This is a genomic window from Variovorax sp. P2_H12 (genome assembly GCF_056403395.1).
In genome coordinates, this window is record NZ_JBFUFO010000119.1 from 1 (window position 1) to 732 (window position 732).

The 732-nt window shown below is 72.4% G+C and carries 1 protein-coding gene; it reads right to left on the reverse strand.

What is annotated here, in order from left to right; all coding sequences use genetic code 11:
• The coding region (locus AC1DYK_RS35465) for an HAD hydrolase family protein (RefSeq protein ID WP_478170534.1) at positions 1-166 on the reverse strand (166 nt) is incomplete at its 3' end.
• Positions 167-732: the final 566 nt, after the last annotated feature.

Sequence of the window (732 nt, forward strand, 5' to 3'; positions counted from 1 at the left end):
TCCGTATTCCCGGCACCGGCCGCCCGGTGACAACGAGATGGAGCGCCCCCGCCGAGGCGGCCAGCGCGAGCGCGGCACGGGAGCGGGGGCTGACGGTGTCGTCGTGGCGCAGCAGAGTGCCGTCCAGGTCCGTCGCGACAAGGGCATATGCGGGTGGGATGGGCATGGGCCAAGCCTAGGGAGATCCGCTTTCTGTCGTACGGCCCTGACCTGCACGGACGGTCCGGGTCCGGGGCGCGATGGCGACCCGGCAGGGGCATAGCCGGAGGAACTGCGCAGAGGGGTAACTCACCCTGGATGCCCGCACCTTCGGCCGACGGCCCGGACCGTTGCCCGCGATGCCCCACGCCGTCGGCCGTGAGGTACCTTCGCGCAGGTCAGCCAGTGGTGACAACAGCCCCCACTGTCCCCGCCGTCCAGAACAGGCGTCCCGTGACCAACCCGCCCGACAGCAGCCAGTCCATACGGTCCGTCAGGACCTCGACGGCTCGGATCCGTATTCGTCCGGTCCTCGCCGCCGTCCTCCTGGCCGCCCTGCTCACCGCCTGCGGCAGCTCCGACGGGCCCAGCAGTCCCGGTAGCCACACCGTGCCCACCGGTCCCGCCGGCTCGGGGGTGGTCGACGGCACCGTGCCGAGCCCGCCCGACCGCACCGTCTCGGGACTGCGCGACGACACCCGCCACATCACGCGGAAGACCACCACGGGCACCCGGCCGCGCATGGTCAAGCGC